We start from the raw sequence: 15,391 nt of genomic DNA, 5'->3' as shown, positions 1-15,391 counted from the left end.
AAGACCTGACGCAAAGCGGTCGACGATGCCGCGCGAGCGCGGCTGTTATCGTCGCACGAATCGACGCGCGGCGACGCCAGCCAGCCCGGCGAGTGCAGCGAGAACGCCGAATCCGGGACCCTCGGCATCGCTCGTTCCGTCCGGATTCGCTTCGGCGGTTCCTCCCGGCGTCGATTCTGCCGATGGCGTCGCGTTCGTCCCGGCGGTCGTCGTCGCGGTTGTCTCCGTCGCCATAGCAGTCGTTTCGGTCGCCGATCCGGCCGTCCCGGTCGGTGTTTCACGCGTCGTTCCCGTCGCTGGCGAGTCAGTCGATCCGACCGTCGTCTCGGCTGCGCCAGTCGTCGTTCCGCTGACCGTCGCCGTTCCGTTGATCGTTGTTCCGTTAGTCCCCGTGGTCGTGTTTCCAGTCATCCCCATCGATTCGTCGGCCGAGACGAGTTTGTGGACTGCGCCGCCGAGGTCGCCGGCGGATGTGAGTGCGTAGAGTTCGCCGGCGTCGTCCCGGCCGATATCGATGAGATAGCCACCGAGCTCGCCGTCGTCCGCACCGGCGATTTCGAGCTTTGTGAACTCCCAGAGCCCCTCGTCGCTGGGCGTGGCGGCGAACAGCGATCCTTGTGGATTCCCCTCTTGGCTGTAATCGCCGAAAACGTAGGTGCCGTCGAGCGAACCGATCGCGCCGTCGTAGACGTACCCGCCGATGACCGAGAGGCCGATCGTCTCGCCATCGCGGGCGTGTGGATACTCGATCACGGGGTCGCGGAGCGGTTCGCCACCGCGGACGTCCGGCGGTGTCGAATCCGGACACTCGGCCGGGATCGCTCCCGGATTCGCGGTGCTGTAACAGTGCGTTCCCTCCTTGACGTTCCAGCCGTAGTTGCCGCCCTTCACGACCCGATCGACTTCCTCGAATCGGCTCTGGCCGACGTCCGCGACGTAGAGATCGCCGTCGGAAAACCCCATCCGCCAGGGGTTGCGAAAGCCCCACGCGTAGTGTTCGTCGAGGCCTGCATCGCCCACCAGCGGGTTGTCCTCGGGGATCCCGTAGGGTTTGTCGCTCGTTTCGCCGTCGACATCGATCCGGACGATCGATCCCAGCAAGTTCTCACCGACGTCTTGGCCGTTACCACCCGTGTTTTCCTCGTACCAGTCCGCGGCGTGGCCGGGGCCGGTGTCTCTCGATCCGCCGCCGTCACCGTACGAGACGTAGAGATAGTCGTCGGGGCCGAACGCGAGCGCCCCGCCGTTGTGGAACTTCGTGGGTTCGTCGACCGCGAGCAGGACCCGTTCGGAGTCCTCGATCACCCCGGTCGCATCCTCTGTCACCCGGAATTCCGAGAGTCGCTCCGTATGCGAGAACTCGTCGGGGGCGTCCTCGCTCAATGGCGCGCTGTAGCGCAGGTAGAACCGCCGGTTCTCGTCGAAATCCGGGTGGAACGCGAGCCCGAGCAGTCCACGCTCGCCGACACGTTCGGCGAGACGGTCGCTGATATCGAGAAACGGCTCCCCGCGCCCACCGCCCGACGCGACGGTGTAGATCTGCCCCGGGAGATCGACGACGAACTGGCGATCGTCGCCGGGCGCGGTTGCGAAGTCGGTCGGGACCTGAAACCCGTCGGCGACGGTTTCGAGCGCGATGGTCGGCCCCTGCGGGACGGGGCCGCCCGCACTTCCGGCGGATCCAGCCTCGTCTCCGGGAGATTCGGTCGTCGTAGTGGTTTCGGATGCTGAACCTTCACCGACAGCGAGCGCTCCGCGCATCGTTCCGCTGTGCGGCTCGCAGATGTACTCGGCCATCGCCTCGCGCGCGGTGAACGTAAGGGACTGAGTCGTGCCCTCCTCGCTCATCACCTCGGTGCGTTCGAGCGTCGCGCCGTCGCCGTCGAGCAGCGCGACGTTGTGGCCCATCCCATCCAAATTCTCCCAGACCACGCGGTAGTCGGTTCCCGGTTCGAGGTCCAGCGTGGGGTTGGTCTCGCCCGCGATCGTGTCGGGCGCACGGCCCTGCCAGCCAGCGATTTCGCCGCCGAGCCGGATGATTTCTGGCTCGGACTGGGCCGCGGCGCTGCCGAGACCGCCGACGCCCGCGAGCGCGCCGGCAGCGGCCGCTCCGAGGAATCGGCGGCGGGACGCCTGGTGCACGTCAGTGTTGCGTGGATCACCTGTCATCGTATTCACCGAGCCGTTCAGTGAAGGAAACCAACGACCGTCCGAGTAAAGCCCTGACGGACTCGGCCGGCACAGCCGGCGATCGCTCTCGGAGCGCCGTGCCTATCACGCCGTCGCCGTCTCCGTCTCCGCGCCCTGTCGGCTCGCGAGCTGGAGGTGGTCGGTGCGGCCGCCGTCCCAGTAGAGCCGCACTACCTGTCCACGAGACGCCTCGACCGCGACCGCATCGCCCGTCGTCACTCGATCGTCCCACGCGGGGTGACGGCTGTACCCATCGACGGTCACGACGAGCGCCGATCCCGCGACCGACTCGCCGCTGTCGTGTGCGATCCGGACGTGTGTCTCGTTGACCTGGCTGATCGACCACTCGGCGTCCGGAGCGTCGACCCGATTCGCCGGGACGTTCACCGCCACGACGACAGCGACGGCTATCACCACCACGAGTGCAACGACGAGCGCGCCCCCGATGACGTTCAGCAGTCGATCACCTTCTTCAGCCATATGTTCTCATCTGACTTCCGCACCATCCGTTCGACGGCCGAGGAGAAAAAGATCGGTCCCCGCGACGTCGGCTGGGGTCCGGTAGCGTTTTGAGCGCGCTGGCTCTCGATTCACCCATGACCAACGCCGCGCCGATCACCGACCGTATCGACGATCCCGAGAGCGCCCGCGAGTCGGGCCGCCAGAAGATCGACTGGGCGCGCGAGCACATGCCGATCATGCGTGCGCTCCGCGAGGAGTTCGAGACCGATCAGCCCCTCGCGGGCGAGCGGATCGGGATGGCGATGCACGTCGAGGCCACCACTGCCGTCCTGACCGAAACGCTCGCTGCCGCCGGCGCAGAGGTCGCGATCACGGGCTGTAACCCACTCTCGACCCACGACGACGTGAGTAGGGCGCTCGATGCCCACGACTCGATCACCTCCTACGCCGAACGCGGCGTCGACGACGAGGCCTACTACGCCGCGATCGAGGCCGTGATCGGCCACGAGCCGACCATCACCGTCGACGACGGGATGGACATGGTCGCCGCGATCCACGACGACCACCCCGAACTGATCGACTCGATCCTCGGCGGCTGCGAGGAGACGACGACGGGCGTCCACCGACTCCGTGCGATGGACGACGACGGTGCATTGGAATACCCCGTGTTCGCGGTGAACGACACGCCGATGAAGCGGCTGTTCGACAACGTCCATGGTACGGGGGAGTCCGCGCTCTCGGCGATCGCGATGACCACGAATCTCTCCTTTGCGGGGAAGACGATCGTCGTCGCAGGGTATGGCTACTGTGGGAAGGGCGTCGCGAAGAAGGCCGCGGGCCAGAACGCCCACGTCGTCGTGACCGAAGTCGATCCCCGGCGCGCGCTGGAGGCTCACATGGAGGGCTACGAGGTCCTTCCGATGGCCGAGGCTGCGGCGAAAGGCGACGTGTTCGTCACCACGACCGGCAACCGCGACGTGATCACCGCCGAGCATTTCGAGCGGATGGACGACGGCACGCTGCTCGCGAACGCAGGCCATTTCGACGTCGAGATCGATCTCGACGGACTCTCGGATCTCGCGGCGAGCACCCGCGAAGTCCGGCCCGGAGTGCAGGAGTACGAACTCAGTAGTGGAAAACGGCTGAACGTGCTCGCCGAGGGTCGACTCGTCAACCTCGCCGCACCCGTCGCGCTCGGCCACCCGGTCGAGGTGATGGACCAGAGCTTCGGTGTCCAAGCAGTGTGCGTTCGCGAACTCAGCGGGACAGCGTACGAACCGGGCGTCCACGACGTGCCCGACGATCTCGACCGCGAGGTCGCCGAGATCAAACTCGACGCCGAGGGGCTCGGGATCGACGACCTCTCCGACGAACAGACGGAGTACATGGGAAGCTGGGATCACGGAACGTGAGCAACGCCAAGGGCGACCGTCGGGAGCGCGAACTCGTCAACGAGCTCGACGATGCCGGGTTCGCAGTGATGCGCGCGCCGGCGAGCGGTAGCGCGACCGACCGCGAGCTCCCCGACGTGCTCGCCGGTAACGACGGCGATTTCTACGCGATCGAGGCGAAATCCAGCGCGGGCGACCCGATCTATCTCACCGGCGAGGAGGTCGAAGCGCTGGTCTACTTCGCCCAAAACTTCGGCGCGAAACCCCGGATCGGTGTCCGCTTCGACCGCGAGGCGTGGTACTTCTTCCATCCGGGCGACTGCTACGTCACCGACGGCGGTAACTACCGCGTCAAGAAGGAGACTGCGCTCGCCGACGGTATTGACTTCGACGAACTCACCGGCCAGTCGACCCGCACGCAGCTGGATCAGTACGACGCCTGAGCGAGAGTCTTGGCGGTGGACGAAATCGTCACGACCCCGACCCAGCGTTTGTCACGCGTGTGTCTGACGCAGATTTAAGTACCGACCGATCGTCGACCGATCCGGGCGCGCCGACGGCCTCGAATTCCCCCATCCTCCCACTCGCGCGCCCGGCAACGGTTCCCGCTGCGACGCCCTCCCCCTCCTCGTGCTCTTTCGATATCGCCGCCGATCGATCCGTCAGGCGTCGCCTGCGTCCCCGTGGAGCTGGTCGCGAACGACGGCTACGGCGTCCGGTTCGGCGACCACCGCGAGCTGGTCGCCGGCCTCGATCGCGGTGCGCGGCAGCGGGATCTCCATCGCTTCGCCCGCCCGGCCGTGGGCGTAGATCCGCGCGCCCTCGGGCACGTCGAGACTGACGACGCGTTCGCCGATCGCCGGCGATCCCTCGGGCACGGTGAGCGTGGTCGCCGCCAGCTTCTCGGTAACGTCGGCGAGAACGTTGAAATCGCCGCCGAGGAGTGCGGTCTTCGCTCCTGCGGCTCCCAGCTGTTCGGGGTAGACGATCTCGTCGACGCCCTCGCTGTACTGCTGGTAGACCTCCTCGCTGAACTCCTCGCTGATCCGCAACACCGTGCGACAGCCGTGGTCGTTCGCGGTCGTACACACCGCGAAGTTGGTCTCTGGATCACCCGTGAGTCCCCCGACCGCGTCGGCAGTGTCGAGATCGGCCTCGGCGAGTACCTCGTCCGCCGCGCCGTCGCCCTCGATGACCGCAAAGCCCGTTTCGCGGGCGCGCTCGATCTTCGCCGGATCGTTGTCGATCACGAGCACGCTATGCCCCTCTTCGGCGAGGATCTGTGCGGTCCGGATCCCGACGCGACCGTACCCGACGATCACACATCTCATGCGGCTCGGTACGCCACCCGGGATTAAAAACACTAACCCCCTCTCGACACGCACTCGTGGCGATCCCCCCCCCTCGCACGGAACGCCGCTATCCCTCGAATTTTTGCCGCTGCTCGTCGACATCGCCATATGGAGATCGAATCGTTCGCGCTCGAACGCTGGTTCGACGAACACGAACACGACGCCGACATCATGCTCGCCGAAAGCGGCATCCGGAGCCTCGATTCCGCGCGGTTCGACACCGATCCCGGCGATCTCGGCTACGTGATTCCCACCGACGGCGATCCCGACTTTCGCGCACGGGTCGCCGACCGCTACGACCGCTCGGCCGACGACCTCCTCTTCACGTGTGGCACGCAGGAGGCCAACCTTCTCGCTGTCCTCGCAACGCTCGATCCCGGCGATCACGCAGTGGTCGTGACTCCAACCTACCAGTCCCTCTATGCGCTCCCCGAGGCGATCACGGACGTCACCCGGGTCGAGCTCTCGCCGCCGGACTGGCGACTCGACGTGGAGCAAGTCGCCGACGCGATCGAACCCAACACGCAACTCGTTGTCTGTAACAACCCGAACAACCCCACCGGGCGATACCACTCGTGGGATCGGATCGAGGCCCTCTACGATCTCGCCGCCGACAACGACGCCTACCTGCTCTGCGACGAGGTGTACCGGTTACTCGCCGACGATCCCCTCCCGCCGGTGGCGAGCCTCGGCGAGTGGGGGATTTCCACGACGAGCCTCACGAAAGCTTACGGCCTCGCCGGCCTCCGATTCGGCTGGCTGTGTGGCCCACCCGAGATCGCCGACGCGGCACGGCGCTGGAAGGACTACACCACGATCTCGCCATCGATCTTCGGCCAGCATATCGCTCGTCAGGCGCTCGGTGAGCGGGAGGACGCGATCCTCGACGAGAACCGCGAGCACGCCCGCCGGAACCACGAGATCGTCCAGGAGTTCGTCGACGACCACGGACTCGACTGGCATGATCCCGTCGGCGTCAACGGGTTTCTGACGATTCCTGACGGGTTTCGGGACGCCCGTGAGTTCTGTCGAACGGTTGTCGAAGCGGAGAGCGTGGTGCTCGCACCGGGCGACGTCTTCGGGTTCGACGACCGGTTCCGGATCGGGTTCGGGCTCCCGACCGACGAACTCGACGAGGGCCTCGACCGGATCGATCGGGTGATCGAAGCACACACGGCCGAGTAACGGCTGCCGGGAACGATAGGGCTGCTTCCAAACCGTTTATACTGCCGGGTTAGCAATCACGGGCATGGCCAGAGAGCAGACGCAGGTGCGAGATCTCGGCGAAGGGAGCTACGTGATGATCGACGACGCGCCGTGCAAGATCACGGCGTACAGCACGGCAAAACCGGGCAAACACGGCAGCGCGAAAGCCCGTGTCGAAGGCAAGGGCGTCTTCGACGAGAACAAACGCAACTTCACCCAGCCTGTGGACGCGAAGGTGTGGGTCCCGATCATCCAGCGAAAGCAGGGCCAGGTCGTGAGCGTCGAGTCCGACGACGTCGCCCAGGTGATGGCGCTCGACACCTACGAGACGTTCACGATCAAGACCGGTGACGCCGACCTCGCGCCCGACGACGAGATCGAGTACCTCGAGATGGACGAGCAGCGCAAGATCGTCTGAGGTGTTCCCCGACGCGAGCGCCGAGCGAGGCGACGCCGACTACGTTCTCGTCGGCGCGCCGCTCGATCGCTCGACGACGTTCCAGCCCGGCGCACGCTTCGGCCCCCGCCGGGTGCGCCACTTTGCGAAAACGTTCGACGACTACGACAACCGGACCGGGAGCCGGTTTTCCGAACTCGGCGTCCACGACGCCGGCAATCTCGATCCGTTCGAGGACGTCACGGAGTATCTCGATTTCCTCGCGGGAATGCTCGGCGATGCCGTCGACGACGGAGCCGTCCCGCTGCTCGTGGGTGGCGAACACACGGTGACTGCCGCGGGTGTGCGCGCGACCGATCCCGACGTGCTCGTCTGTCTCGACGCTCACCTCGATCTCCGGGAGTCGTACGCGGGCGACGAGTACAGTCACGCCACCGTCACGCGCCACGTGCTCGATGTCGCCGATCGTGCCGTCGTCCTCGGCGCACGCGCCGGCAGCGAAGCCGAGTACGAGCGCGCCGAACGCGACGACGTCACTGTGGTCCCGCCCGGCGACGTGGCTGATTGGGAGCCCGACTTCGACGACGAATCTACCGTCTACTGTAGCGTCGACATCGACGCCGCCGATCCCGGGTTCGCACCGGGCACCGGCACGATGGAGCCGTTCGGGCTCGAACCGCGCGAGCTCCGGGCCGTCGTCCGATCGGTCGCGCCCTCGACTGTCGGATTCGATCTCGTCGAGGTGAACGACCGCGACGACGGCCAGACGGCCGCACTCGGGGCGAAACTCCTCCGGGAGTTCGTGTACACCCACGCTCACGCCCGCGTCGACGACTGACGGTCTCGAAACGGTCTCCGCCGATCTTCACTCCCCCGAATCGGTCCCCTCCGATCCTCACTCTCCGAATTGACTCCCGGAACACCGATTCGATCACCCACCCCGTGACGTGCCGGCCCACAGTATATCCTCGCGCCCATCGTACGCGGGTGTACCGTGCCCGGTCCGAGAACCGCTATCGTTCGGTGTGACGGCTCGTTGTCGGAACGTCGATCATGAACGAACGACTCGCCGCCGCAGCCGTGACTGTTCGTCGGATCGTTCGTCACGTGACCGGGAACTACGTACCCTTTCTCGCCGGGAGTCTCGCATACCACGTGTTCGTCGCCCTCGTCCCAGTGTCCCTGCTCTCGCTCGTCGTGGTTTCGGCGGTCGGCGGCGAGGCCGGCGTCGGCTACATCGTCGAACTGACACAGCCGTATCTCACGCCACGAGCGCGGGCGCTGCTCGCGAACGCCATTACGGGTGCGGCGGATCGCACTGGGCTGGTCGTGTTGGGTGCTGGTGCGCTGGTCTGGAGCCTGTTCAGGATCTTCCGTGGGATCGATATCGCCTTCGCGACGATCTACGACGCTCCGACCCACGATTCACTCGGACGACAGTTCGGCGACGGCGTCGTGGCCGTACTCGCAGTGACCGCCGGACTCGCTGCGTCGGTGATCGTCGGGACGGTCGTCGCGGTGGTGCCGCTGGGACCGCTCGCCCGGCTCGCCAACCCGCTGCTGTTCGTGGTCGTGCTGGCGGTCGTGTTCTTCCCACTGTACTACGTCTTTCCCAACGTCGAGGTGACGCCCCACGACGTGCTCCCCGGAGCGGTGGTGGCCGCGGTCGGCTGGGCGCTGTTTCACGTCAGCTTTCAGCTCTACGCCACCTACGCGATCACCCAGGAGGCCTACGAGGTGCTCGGGGTCGTGCTCTCGGTGCTGATCTGGGTGTACGCGAGCATGTTCATCCTCCTCACCGGAGCGGCCGTGAACGCCGTCCTCGCCGGCTACGGCTGAGGCGCTCGACGCCATCGTCCTCCGGACGTCGACGGCGAGAACGATTACGCTGGGCGGGTGCTTTTCACGGTCGCCCCCGTGGGCCTCCGCATGCAGTTCTGCGACGAGTGCGGATCGATGATGCACGCAGACGGCGACGAGATGGTGTGTGCGGACTGTGGCGAACGCGTCCCGAAGGACGGTGACCGCGCGGCGGCGTTCGTGAGCACCGAATCCCAGACCACCGACGACGTGATCGAAACCAGCGAGGACGCCGCCGACGAGGGCAAACCCACCGCCGAGGTCGCCTGCGACGAGTGTGGCAACGATCGGGCGTGGTACACCATCAAGCAGACCGGATCGGCCGACGAGCCGCCGACGCGGTTCTTCAAGTGTACCGAGTGCGGCCACCGCTGGCGTGGGTACAGCTGAGAACCGCTCGCCGTCACGAATCGGCTACAGTCCGAGTTTCGATGCGAGATCGTCGTCGAGATCCCCGCCGACGGCGAACAGGTCGCGCATCTCGTCGTCGGTTAGCTCAAAGTCGAACACGTCGGCGTTCGCCCAGACGTGGTCGGGGTTCGACGACATTGGGATCGGCGACACCAGCGGCTGTTGGAGCAGCCACCGGATCACGACCTGGGCGGGCGTTCTGTCGTGGTCGTCGGCGATCCTCCTCACAACCTCGTCGTTGAGGCAATCGCCGACCCCGAGCGGGCTGTACGCGGTGAGCATGACGTCGTGATCGAGACAGAACGAGAGGAGGTCGTCCCGGCGCTCGTGGACGTTGTACTCCACTTGGTTCGTGAGGATCGGCGCGTCGGAGTGCTCGATCGCCGTGCGAGTTTCCTCCACCGAGAAATTCGAGATGCCGACGTTCTCCACCGCCCCCTCATCGACCAGTTCGTTCATCGCGTTGAGGGTCTCCTCGTGTGAGGGCTCCTGATCGGGCGAGTGGATCAGGAGGAGATCGACGAACTCGGTGTCGAGTCGATCGAGGCTGTCGTGAGTCGACTCGATCACTGCGTCGTGGGCGCGATTCTCGCCCAACAGCTTCGTGGTGACGAACACCTCTTCGCGGTCGACGTCCGCATCGTGGATCGCGTCGCCGACCGCGGACTCGCTGTCGTACATCTGTGCGGTGTCGATGTGGCGGTAACCCGCCTCAAGCGCGGCCGAAACGGCCCGGTAGCGCTCGTCGTCGGTGTCCATCCCCGACGTGCCGAAGCCGAGTGCGGGCACCGTCGTGTCGCCCACGGTAATGTGTTCCATCCCGAGAGACGTGTTCGCGCCCAGGCTTCAAGATTCGGTTGCCGGCGATGGCTTGCCCGGCTTGCTACCGCCGCCGTCGAAGATTCGGTCTTCGACGAAACGGACGCGAACGACCGGCGTGACGCCGACCGAAAGGCTTTGTCCGCCGCAGCGCCCAGAGCGGGCGTGAACGAGCCACGCCGCGTCGAGGTCCACCCCGGCTGTGAGGCGGTCGTGGCGTTCGACCCCGACCTCACCTTCGAGTGCGTCGACTCGTGTACGTGGTGCTGCCAGCACGGTGTGTTGCTCTACGATCACGACCTCCTCGGCCTCGCCGCGCGCGCGAACCTGAATGACGCCACCACGACCGCCCACGGCCAGCAGTTCGTCCGCCGCGAGGCCAAGGACAGAGACGATCACGTTGGCGACGACGGCGCGGCGTGTTACTTCCTCGGCGAGGACGGCCTGTGTGCGCTTCACGCCGAACACGACTGGAAACCCGCGCGGTGTTCGGTGTTCCCGCTCGAAGTCCACTACGAGAACGGAGAAATTCGCGTGACGGTGCGCGACGAGGCCGAAGAACACTGCGAGGGTCTCGACGTGAGTGACCGCCGCGTGATCGACAACCTCGATGCGTTCCTCCCCGAGGTGCTCTGGTCGCTCGAAAACCCCGAAACGAAGATCGAGCTGTAGCTCTGCGGTGGGTTCGAAAAACGGCGACTTGCGGTCCGGGATTCGTACGAGTTTACGCCGCGGCCTCAGCGGCCTCGTAGACCGCGTCGTAGTCGGGTTCGTTGGTCGGATCGTCAGCGACCCACGAATACGTAACCGTCCCGTCGCCGTCGATGACGAAGACTGCGCGCTCGGCCACGCCCTGAAGTCCGAGATCGTCGATGTCGAGGCTCACGTCGTAGGCCTCGATGGCTGCACGATCCATGTCGCTCACGAGATCGAACTCGAGGCCGTGCTCGTCTTGGAACGCGGCCTGGGAGAACGGCGAGTCGGCGCTGATACCGTAGAGGGTCGCCCCGGTTTCGCGAAGGGCGTCGAGATCGTCCTGAAACGCCACCATCTCGTTGGTACACGGCGGCGTGAACGCACCGGGGAAGAAGGCGAGGACGAGCGGAGCCTCGCCGAACTGTTCCGAGAGCGTGAATTCCTCCGGCTCGTCGCCGGCGAGCTTTGCGGTGAAGTCAGGGGCGGAATCACCATCCGAAACCATCACTTCCGGGTACACACGCCGGAAACAAGAGCATGTGGTTCGCTGGTTGAGTGGCTGTCACCTCGACCGCTTCCGGCGGCTCGACGGGGGACGAAAACGGCGGGGCGGTCGAGTATGCGATGCCACGCAACGGAACCTGCCCCGAAAGACGATCTCTCGACCGCCGGGAGACACTCGCTCGGCTAAACGGTTCGCGATGACATATCGAGCACCTCTAGCCGAACAGATCGCCGACGATCCGCGCACAGCCGCGACGGAGTCGTTCGGAAACGGCCTGGTTCGAGACGTCGAGATCGTCGGCGAGGTCGCCGAGAGTAGCCTGACGTGGGATGTCGAAGTAGCCGCGTTCGTGGGCCAACTGGAGGGTTTCGCGCTGGCAAGACGTGAGCTGATCCCGCGGTGGTCCGTCGGTGGGATCGGTGTTGTACAGTCGAGCGAGTCGGAAATCGAGTCCGTGCTCGTCACAGGAACTACTGAACGTGCTCAGTGCCTCACGATCTGGAAACCGCATTCGGGTGTGCCATCGCCCGTCTGCGTAGCGCATTTCGAGCCGTGCTGCCCCGAGATCGATCCACAGGTCGTAGGTCACGACGGAGGCTTCGCCGGTCAACTGCACGCGATAGAGCCGCTGATCGTCCGATTTGCTCAACCGTCGGATGTCGGTCAGGGTCTCGTCGCGTTCGAGTCCATGCTCGAACGCTTCGAGGTCCCCGCCGCGCGCCCAGCAGAACGCGATCGGCGTCGCGGATCGCGTTCCGTACTCGCGTTCGATCTCGAATTCGACCGACGGTGCGGCCGAGAGCGCCGTCGCGAACGAGAGCTTTCCCGGCGCGAGGCTGAACTCGGCGATAACACCCATACGAGATGGTATGGTATTGAGTAGCAAAACGCTTACCTTTCATCGGTCACTCGACACGTGTTCGGAACCGGCCCGGGATCGAGTGGTGGCTGGCGTGACGCGTCAGGCGGCGAGGGCTAGCCACGCGAGAAACACCGCTCCCGCGCCGACCGCGGTGCTCGCCACCGCGTGAACCCGGAGCCGATCGAGCAGCGCGTGGTCGTCGCCGGTGAGCGCCGCCACTTCACCGACCTCGCCGCCGACCTCACACTCCGGTAAGAAATCCATCGCGACATGGAGGAAGAGTCCGGCAGCGAACCCGAAGACTGCGGCCGAAACCGCCATCGACGACGGCGGTTCGAGAAGGCCTGCGAGAAGCGCCGCGACCCCCACCCCGGCTGCCGGGAGCACGACCATCCCGACCGGCATGTCGTGCCGTCGGAGCCGCCGTGCGGCGGCGTAGCCCGCGGGCCCCTTGTGAGAAACGATCCCCAGTCCGAGCAGGAGTCCGAGATCGGGCAGCAGCGTGTAGACGGTCCCGATGACGATCCCGGCCGTGAGCGAATGCGCAGTGAGCTGGGCGGTCGTGGTTTCTATGGGGAGATCGCGGTGGGCGAACCGATGGCCGATGGTGTGGCCGGCGTAGCCCGCGAGCAGCCCGGCTGCGATCCCGAACCCTCCGATCTTCGGGTCGTACCCGATCGCCTGTGGAACGAGGAAGACGGCGGCACTCGTGACCATCGCGCCGCTCGCGAGGCCGTACCCCCAGACCAATCGCACAGCGTGGGTGTCGGCGGTCGCCGAGCGTGATCCCACGACTGCCCCGCCGGCCATCGCGACGAACGCGACCCAGCCGACGACGAGCACTTTCCAGAGGCCCGCCGTCGCCCCAACGACCGAGAGGCACACGAGCGCGCCCGTGCCGGCAATGCCGAGCCACGGAATCGATCCACGATTGACGACCCCAACCTCCTCGGTGATACCCATTCGGTTAGCAACACAGGTCCAGGAGTTAATAAGGCCATCGAGTGATGTCCGGTCGCGGTCGGGGGGACGATCTCAGCGAGTCGCTTGCCGCCACGCCCGGAGGTCGAGAATCTCGCCGTCGAGGTCGTCCGGTTCGACATCGTTCGCCGCCCAGACGAACATCTCGGCGATCTCCTCGGGATCGCGTCCGCCGTCACCGGCGAGATCGGTCGCGACCTGACCGGGATCGACGACGCCCACAGGCTGGTCGGTTTCGGCCGCGAACCCGCGAGCGAGCGCCTCTGCCGCGGCTTTCGAGACGGCGTACGATCCCATGCCGGACTGTGCTTCCCGGGCGACCGCTCCCGAGGGCACGAGGACGCGGGCGTTGGCCGCGAGGTGGGGCAGCGATTCCCGGATCGTGGCAAAGACGCCACGGGCGTTCGTCCGGAGGTGCTCGTCGACCGCAGCATAACTCTCCTCGTTGAGCGGTGTTTCACCCGCCGAACCGTGATAGATGCCCGCATTCGCCACTACGAGATCGATCCCGTCGTTCCCGCCCGCTCTGGCGGCGGTCTCCGCGAGGCGTTCGACGTCGTACTCGTCGCGGACGTCCGCGCGCTGGACGGTGATTCCGCCCGCGTCGTCCGTGCCGCCGCTGTCCGCCCGTATCTCCTCAGCGAGCGTTTCGAGCGCGTCGGCATCGCGCGCACAGCCGACGACGTGTGCGCCCTCGGCGACGAAGCGCCGCGCGAGTGCCGCGCCGATCCCGCGACTGACGCCGGTGACGAGTGCGGTGGTCCCGTCCATACACACGACAGCATCGGCAACCCGATACCCGTTTCCGTCCCGGCGGCCGATGCCGCCGGTTGCCGACCCGCGATCGTCGGTCGTTGCTCTCTCATTCCGATGGATCGGGGGCGACCCTCGCTCCCGATCACGCCATCGAGCGCGTCGGCTCGCCGTCACGGTAGAACTGGCCGTGAAATCCGAGCTGGGTCGGATGCGGGGCCGGCGCGCGGGCGTGCTCCTTGACGGTAACGGCGGTCGAGCCGTCGGCTGCCCGCCTCGGAGGTCTCCGAACCGCTTCGGAGGAGGGCTCGGGGATAGTTCCCGACACCGGCGGGTCCGTCGATTTTTATGCGCCGCGGCCGTGGGAACGAGCACATGGATTCGCTCTCGGGCGGAACGCGTGCGGCAGGAGTGGGGTCGGACGATCCGCTCGCTGGGCGGTCGATCGCCGTGGTCGGCGGTGGCTTCGGCGGACTGTCGGCGGCGTGTTACCTCGCCGATGCAGGGGCCGACGTCACCCTTCTGGAGAAAAACGATCAGGTCGGCGGGCGCGCCTCGCAGTTCGAGACCGAGGGGTTCCGGTTCGACATGGGGCCGTCGTGGTACCTGATGCCCGACGTTTTCGAGCGCTTTTTCGGCCACTTCGAGAGGCAGCCGACCGACTACTACGGACTCTCCCGCCTCGATCCCCACTACCGGGTGTTCTTCAAGGACGGCGACCGGGTGGATCTCACGCCCGACCGCGACCAGGTCCGGGCGACGTTCGAATCCTACGAGGACGGCGCGGCCGAAGCCTTCGACGCGTATCTCGATCAGAGTGAGTCGACCTACGAGGCCGCGATGGAGCGGTTCGTCTATACCGACCGCCCCCGCCTGCGGGACTGGGTCGACAGCGAGGTGTTCCGGTCCGCGCCGGTCGGGCTGAACCTGCTCCGGTCGATGGACGACCATGTCTCGAACTATTTCGAGCACCCGAAGCTCCAGCAGATCATGCAGTACACCCTCGTCTTCCTGGGTGGCTCACCGAAGAACACGCCCGCGCTCTACACCATGATGAGCCACGTGGATTTCAATCTCGGCGTGTACTACCCTGAGGGCGGGTTCGGCGGCGTCGTCGATGGGATCGCCGACCTCGCCCGGGAACTCGGTGTCACCTTCGAGACCGGCGCAGAAGTCACCGAGATCACGAGGCGACGCGAGAGGTTCCTCGTCGACACGGTGGCGGGAACCCACAGCCCAAATGCGGTCGTCAGCGACGCCGACTACGCCCACACCGAGCAGGAGCTCCTGCCTGAACACGAGCGCCAGTATTCGGAGGACTACTGGGACGATCGCACGCTCGCGCCCTCCGCCTTTCTCCTCTATCTCGGTGTCGAGGGTGATGTCGAACCGCTCGCCCACCACACCCTCGTCCTCCCGACCGACTGGGACGGCCACTTCGCCCAAATTTTCGACGAACCGGCGTGGCCAGACGATCCCGCCTACTACCTCTGCGTTCCATCGAAA

The 15,391-nt window shown here is 66.1% G+C and carries 18 protein-coding genes; 9 read left to right on the top strand and 9 right to left on the bottom strand.

The genetic code is table 11. The features are described from left to right. Positions 1-45 precede the first annotated feature (45 nt). Together C449_RS10505 and C449_RS10500 are read right to left on the bottom strand one after the other, a co-directional pair. Entirely contained in the window at positions 46-2,169 is a 2,124-nt protein-coding gene (locus tag C449_RS10505) for a PQQ-dependent sugar dehydrogenase (RefSeq protein WP_006077997.1), read from the bottom strand. Positions 2,170-2,274: 105 nt separating this feature from the next. Next, on the bottom strand, positions 2,275-2,670 hold the full coding sequence (locus C449_RS10500) for a type IV pilin (protein WP_006077996.1): 396 nt from the start codon (positions 2,668-2,670) through the stop codon (positions 2,275-2,277). Between the two features lie 116 nt (positions 2,671-2,786). Here C449_RS10500 and C449_RS10495 point away from each other — a divergent pair, with 116 nt between their 5' ends. Together C449_RS10495 and hjc are read left to right on the top strand one after the other, a co-directional pair. Beyond that, on the top strand, positions 2,787-4,064 hold the full coding sequence (locus C449_RS10495; protein ID WP_006077995.1) for an adenosylhomocysteinase: 1,278 nt from the start codon (positions 2,787-2,789) through the stop codon (positions 4,062-4,064). Then, positions 4,061-4,486: a Holliday junction resolvase Hjc gene (gene hjc / locus C449_RS10490; RefSeq protein WP_006077994.1), complete on the top strand. Its 426-nt coding sequence runs from the start codon at positions 4,061-4,063 to the stop codon at positions 4,484-4,486. The genes C449_RS10495 and hjc overlap by 4 nt, the downstream gene beginning before the upstream one ends. A 219-nt stretch (positions 4,487-4,705) precedes the next feature. Here the strand turns inward: hjc and C449_RS10485 are convergent, their stop codons facing one another. Further along, positions 4,706-5,374: a potassium channel family protein gene (locus C449_RS10485; protein WP_006077993.1), complete on the bottom strand. Its 669-nt coding sequence runs from the start codon at positions 5,372-5,374 to the stop codon at positions 4,706-4,708. A 129-nt stretch (positions 5,375-5,503) separates the two neighbouring features. Between C449_RS10485 and C449_RS10480 the strand changes: the two genes are divergently transcribed. The 5 genes from C449_RS10480 to C449_RS10460 all read left to right on the top strand — a co-directional run bounded on the left by C449_RS10480 (position 5,504) and on the right by C449_RS10460 (position 9,248). Further along, positions 5,504-6,580 carry an aminotransferase class I/II-fold pyridoxal phosphate-dependent enzyme gene (locus tag C449_RS10480; protein WP_006077992.1) on the top strand — a complete coding sequence of 359 codons (1,077 nt, stop codon included), beginning with the start codon at positions 5,504-5,506 and terminating at the stop codon, positions 6,578-6,580. 64 nt (positions 6,581-6,644) lie between these two features. Beyond that, entirely contained in the window at positions 6,645-7,019 is a 375-nt protein-coding gene (locus C449_RS10475) for a translation initiation factor IF-5A (RefSeq protein WP_006077991.1), read from the top strand. A 1-nt stretch (position 7,020) separates the two neighbouring features. Further along, a complete protein-coding gene (gene speB, locus C449_RS10470) occupies positions 7,021-7,836 on the top strand; it encodes an agmatinase (RefSeq protein WP_006077990.1) in 816 nt (271 codons plus the stop codon). 215 nt (positions 7,837-8,051) lie between these two features. Further along, positions 8,052-8,837 (top strand): YihY/virulence factor BrkB family protein, encoded by a 786-nt coding sequence (locus tag C449_RS10465; RefSeq protein ID WP_006077989.1) that lies wholly within the window; start codon positions 8,052-8,054, stop codon positions 8,835-8,837. A 90-nt stretch (positions 8,838-8,927) separates the two neighbouring features. Next, entirely contained in the window at positions 8,928-9,248 is a 321-nt protein-coding gene (locus tag C449_RS10460; RefSeq protein ID WP_006077988.1) for a transcription factor S, read from the top strand. Positions 9,249-9,272: 24 nt separating this feature from the next. On the opposite strand, the gene C449_RS10455 is transcribed toward C449_RS10460, so the two are convergent. Next, positions 9,273-10,088 carry an aldo/keto reductase gene (locus C449_RS10455; RefSeq protein ID WP_006077987.1) on the bottom strand — a complete coding sequence of 272 codons (816 nt, stop codon included), beginning with the start codon at positions 10,086-10,088 and terminating at the stop codon, positions 9,273-9,275. Between the two features lie 165 nt (positions 10,089-10,253). Here C449_RS10455 and C449_RS10450 point away from each other — a divergent pair, with 165 nt between their 5' ends. Then, positions 10,254-10,760, top strand: a complete 507-nt coding sequence (locus C449_RS10450) for a YkgJ family cysteine cluster protein (protein WP_006077986.1) — start codon at positions 10,254-10,256, stop codon at positions 10,758-10,760. 52 nt (positions 10,761-10,812) lie between these two features. Here C449_RS10450 and C449_RS10445 read toward each other — a convergent pair whose 3' ends face one another. The 5 genes from C449_RS10445 to C449_RS18345 form a co-directional block, all read right to left on the bottom strand. After that, positions 10,813-11,289: a redoxin domain-containing protein gene (locus C449_RS10445; RefSeq protein ID WP_006077985.1), complete on the bottom strand. Its 477-nt coding sequence runs from the start codon at positions 11,287-11,289 to the stop codon at positions 10,813-10,815. Between the two features lie 214 nt (positions 11,290-11,503). Further along, positions 11,504-12,148 (bottom strand): helix-turn-helix domain-containing protein, encoded by a 645-nt coding sequence (locus C449_RS10440; protein ID WP_006077984.1) that lies wholly within the window; start codon positions 12,146-12,148, stop codon positions 11,504-11,506. 102 nt (positions 12,149-12,250) lie between these two features. After that, a complete protein-coding gene (locus C449_RS10435; RefSeq protein ID WP_006077983.1) occupies positions 12,251-13,114 on the bottom strand; it encodes a hypothetical protein in 864 nt (287 codons plus the stop codon). Between the two features lie 72 nt (positions 13,115-13,186). After that, complete coding sequence (locus C449_RS10430; RefSeq protein WP_006077982.1) at positions 13,187-13,903, bottom strand: SDR family oxidoreductase; 717 nt, start codon at positions 13,901-13,903, stop codon at positions 13,187-13,189. 127 nt (positions 13,904-14,030) lie between these two features. Next, positions 14,031-14,213 carry a hypothetical protein gene (locus C449_RS18345; RefSeq protein WP_080504922.1) on the bottom strand — a complete coding sequence of 61 codons (183 nt, stop codon included), beginning with the start codon at positions 14,211-14,213 and terminating at the stop codon, positions 14,031-14,033. A 47-nt stretch (positions 14,214-14,260) separates the two neighbouring features. Between C449_RS18345 and C449_RS10425 the strand changes: the two genes are divergently transcribed. Beyond that, positions 14,261-15,391, top strand: a 1,131-nt coding sequence (locus C449_RS10425; protein WP_049914072.1) for a phytoene desaturase family protein, incomplete at its 3' end; no start/stop codon positions are given.

The organism is Halococcus saccharolyticus DSM 5350, from assembly GCF_000336915.1.
Taxonomy (GTDB): Archaea; Halobacteriota; Halobacteria; order Halobacteriales; family Halococcaceae; genus Halococcus; species Halococcus saccharolyticus.
This window is presented reverse-complemented; position numbering and strand designations above follow the sequence as displayed.